Origin of the sequence: uncultured Dialister sp., from assembly GCF_937959425.1 — a bacterium.
GTDB lineage: Bacteria > Bacillota > Negativicutes > Veillonellales > Dialisteraceae > Dialister.
Genome location: NZ_CALGPS010000021.1, coordinates 1 through 3365, shown reverse-complemented (window position 1 = coordinate 3365; position 3365 = coordinate 1). Strand labels below are relative to the sequence as shown.

Here is a 3365-nt window from a genome sequence, read left to right as displayed (position 1 = left end):
TGCGTTGTCATATGTGGCACACTGTTCAGCGCCCATAGTGCCCCCTGAACAGGGGGAAAGGTGGTGCCGCAGGCACCAAAAGGGGTGCATTTCCACGGGGGTCGCGAAGTTGTATGGTTTTTATCAAAATGGCGCCCCTCATTTATAAAAGCGCCACCTTCATTTACCATTTACAATTCACCATTTACCATTTTTCATTCGGAAATGCAGCCTCCCGCCAGTGGCCCTATTTCTTCACAGCATGACTGTCCTCGTAAGCTCATCCATCCATTCTCCCTTTTTATGGTCATAGGTTTTAATCACGATTTTATCCTTATAGAGGTAGATGGAGTTGGACCACACCTGTTTTCCGTCCCAGGTGGGATTGTAGACGTCCAGGATTTTTCCGTGGTAGTAGTTCGCTTCATTGGCAAAGGTGGGCTGGGTGGGCGGCGTATGGGTATGGCCGGACACCCACAGTTTCACCTGGGGACTGGTGAGGAGGATGAGGTCTATGTCCCCGGCGGGCTGGGCAAAGTTCCGGGGATTTCCTATTTTGTCGTTGTAGGGAATCATGGTGTCCGACAGCGGCGCATGGTAGAAAATGAGGGTAGGGGTCTGGCTGTTTTCTTTCAGGGTCTTCCTCAGCCATTCCATTTCTTCTTTAGACATGGCCACAGGAAATTTACCTTCCGTATCTTCGGGGGAGAGGAAAATGAGGAGGTACTGCCCCAGCTTCTTTGTGCTGTGGAGGGGCCCGAAGACCTTTTCGTAATTTTCTTCATGGGCCTTTCGGAGGGCCGGATCCGCCATGACGGGCTTGCCGTCTTTCAGTTCTTCTTTGTAGAAGAGTTCATGATTTCCTGCCAGGTACGCTTTTTCTCCGGCAAAGCCGTCAATAAACTGCTTCGCCTCTTCCATCTGGTTCATGGAGCCGTACATTTCCACCATGTCGCCGGTGAATACTTTAAGATCCACATCCTGCCAGCTGTTAATATCTTCCCGGGCCTTTGCCTTGTTGTCCATAATGGCCTGCCGCTTCGGATTGTCCCGGGTCTTGCTGGGATAATGAAGGTCGGAAATCACGACGACTCTTTCGTACTCCTTCCCCGCGGGAGCAGACGGCTGCCCGCAGCCTGCAAGGGCCAGGCAGGAAAGGGAGAGGAAGAAACAGAGAATGGTGCGGAACATGATGAGTCCTTTCTATGAAAAGCGGCTGCGCCGCAGGTTGTGGCCTGCTGACGCAGGCAGGTTGTGTAGAAGGGTTGTGAGAAGAAAAGGTTCTCAAGTTTGACCGGCCTACGGCCGGAAGGTTCTTAGGTTTGACGGGCCCTTTGGGCCCGAGGGTTGTGGATTGCCCTATCGGGCAATGAAGTTTTTAATGCCGCCTGTCGGCAGGAAGAAGCCGCTAACCGTAGAGACGACAGCAGTCAGCAGCTGGCAATTAGCCGCTGGCTGGCTGGATTCGACTTGTATCTTTAGATTCATCAGCAAGATTCACATTACGATGACCGGCCGACTTCGTCGGCCACCCCCTATCCGGCTGCGCCGGACTTCCCCCTATTCAGGGGGCAGAATAAACCTCTCTATGCTTCCCTGCGTTGTCATATGTGGCACACTGTTCAGCGCCCATAGTGCCCCCTGAACAGGGGGAAAGGTGGTGCCGTAAGGCACCAAAGGGGGAGCGCTTTTCCACGAGGGTCGCGAGGTTGTGTGGTTTTTATCAAAATGGCGCCCTTAATTTATAAAAGCGCCACCTTCATTTACCATTTACAATTCACCATTTACCATTTTCATTAGGCGCCTGAACCCGCTTGCGATTAAGGATACAGCCGAATACCGTTATGACCCCTCTCACAATCCGAATATTTTCTTAAATCCCTTTAAAATAGGGTTCTTTGTTTTTTCGTTCCAGCGGGAGTCCATGAAGTCTTCCGGTCTTCTGAAGCCTATGCCGTAGGCGAAGTACATGGCGTGGCTTACGGTGTTGATGTAGGCCGCCGTTTCCTGGAGGAGGAAGTTTCTGTCCCTTTCGGAGAGGGTGAAGCGGTCGGCGCGGCAGAATTCGTCCAGCAGGCTGTTGATACGGTCTTCGAAGGCCTCGTCGTCCATGCGGCTGACAATGTAGGTAGTGAAGTTCGGGTAGTAGCGGTAGTAGTGCTCCTTCTTTTTCGGGTCGAAGATGGCCCACTGGCGCATGAACATATTGACTTTCAGGTAAAGTCGCTGGTTCATGATGAAATCGTCGTCGTCCATGAAATGGATGGCCTTGGCGGTGCGGATGAGCCGGGTCATGGGGCGGCTTTTCATGACGCCCTTGTAGATGGAGTCCCGGAGTTTCCTGTCCTGGTACATGTAGGAGCCAAAGAAGGAAAGCACCAGGGCCCGAAAGACCAGGTAGTGGTAAAAGAAACGGGTGCCTTCGGGAGACAATTTCTTTTTGGCCATATAAGGCATGACCTCTGTCAATGGCATGAGGATCTGGGCGCTTTCCGTCACCAGTCCGCCTTCCTCCATGCCCAGGTTTTCGCAGATGCACTGGAGCAGGAGGAAAGGAAGCTTCATCACAGAGGTATCGTGGAAATCGGGATGGCAGAAGGACAGGGCGTCCATGAAGGAGGCGCTTTCCTCCCTCACCATTTCCATGTACCCCTTTGTTTCCTGCTCAAGGAAATCCGCCAGGGGTGAAAGGGAAATTCCCGTTTCCGCAGAGAGATAGGTGGTAAGAGGAATCACCATGGCCCCTTCCATCACAAAGGGAGGCTTGAAGGGAAGGAGCGCGCGTCGCACATTCTCAAATTCATTGCTGAAGGAGCGGGTAATGTCAAAATCCAGACTGTCCTTCACCGTTTCCGTAAGGAAATCGGAACGCCGGCTATCCCATTTCACCATGAGGGAGGCAAGCTCCAGCCGGAAATGGACGTACTTACGGATGAGACTGTTCCTTGCCTTCCGGTCTGCAGCAGCAGGAAGGCCCTTCTCCCGCAGCATGGCAGTCACCGCCCTGTCTATGGGCACGGCGGGCATGGTAAAACTCCGGCAGGCCAGGGGGTAGAACCGGCAGTTCATGTGGGAAAGCAGGAGGCGGATCAGCTTTTTCTTTTCTTCGGCCATCTGTTCATCATGCATGAAGGGCACCTTCTCTCAGGGGAATGAAAAGGAAATTTTTCTTTATTATACACCAGATGCGGAAGAAGGGGGCGCGGCTTCGCCGCAGGTTGTGGCCGCCTTACGGCGGCGGGTTGTGTAGAAGGGTTCTCTCTCCCCCCTGTTGTCCCACCGCTTGCGGGGGGAAGGTGGTACGTAGTACCAAAGGGGGGGGAAGGTTCTTAGGGTTCTTAGGTTGTGCGCCAGTTCGGCGTGTATAGTATAGTCTGGTGAAAGTC

5 protein-coding genes are annotated in these 3365 nt (G+C 53.1%); 3 read left to right on the top strand and 2 right to left on the bottom strand.

Translation table 11 applies throughout. The annotated features are described in order from the left end of the window. The first annotated feature begins 113 nt into the window (after positions 1 to 113). The gene (locus tag Q0482_RS00900) at positions 114 to 245 is read left to right on the top strand and encodes a hypothetical protein (protein WP_299142250.1); all 132 of its coding nucleotides are present in this window, start codon (positions 114 to 116) and stop codon (positions 243 to 245) included. On the opposite strand, the gene Q0482_RS00895 is transcribed toward Q0482_RS00900, so the two are convergent. Together Q0482_RS00895 and Q0482_RS09985 are read right to left on the bottom strand one after the other, a co-directional pair. Next, complete coding sequence (locus tag Q0482_RS00895) at positions 235 to 1170, bottom strand: metallophosphoesterase (protein ID WP_299142247.1); 936 nt, start codon at positions 1168 to 1170, stop codon at positions 235 to 237. The two genes, Q0482_RS00900 and Q0482_RS00895, sit on opposite strands and share 11 nt — an antisense overlap. Before the next feature lie 663 nt (positions 1171 to 1833). Then, positions 1834 to 2427, bottom strand: coding sequence for a hypothetical protein (locus Q0482_RS09985; protein ID WP_366517978.1), 594 nt, complete (start codon positions 2425 to 2427; stop codon positions 1834 to 1836). A 7-nt stretch (positions 2428 to 2434) separates the two neighbouring features. On the opposite strand from Q0482_RS09985, the gene Q0482_RS09980 reads away from it, so the two are divergent. Both Q0482_RS09980 and Q0482_RS09975 read left to right on the top strand, forming a co-directional pair. Continuing rightward, on the top strand, positions 2435 to 2698 hold the full coding sequence (locus Q0482_RS09980; RefSeq protein ID WP_366517977.1) for a hypothetical protein: 264 nt from the start codon (positions 2435 to 2437) through the stop codon (positions 2696 to 2698). A gap of 102 nt (positions 2699 to 2800) precedes the next feature. Beyond that, positions 2801 to 3034 (top strand): hypothetical protein, encoded by a 234-nt coding sequence (locus Q0482_RS09975; RefSeq protein WP_366517976.1) that lies wholly within the window; start codon positions 2801 to 2803, stop codon positions 3032 to 3034. The last annotated feature ends 331 nt before the right edge of the window (positions 3035 to 3365 follow it).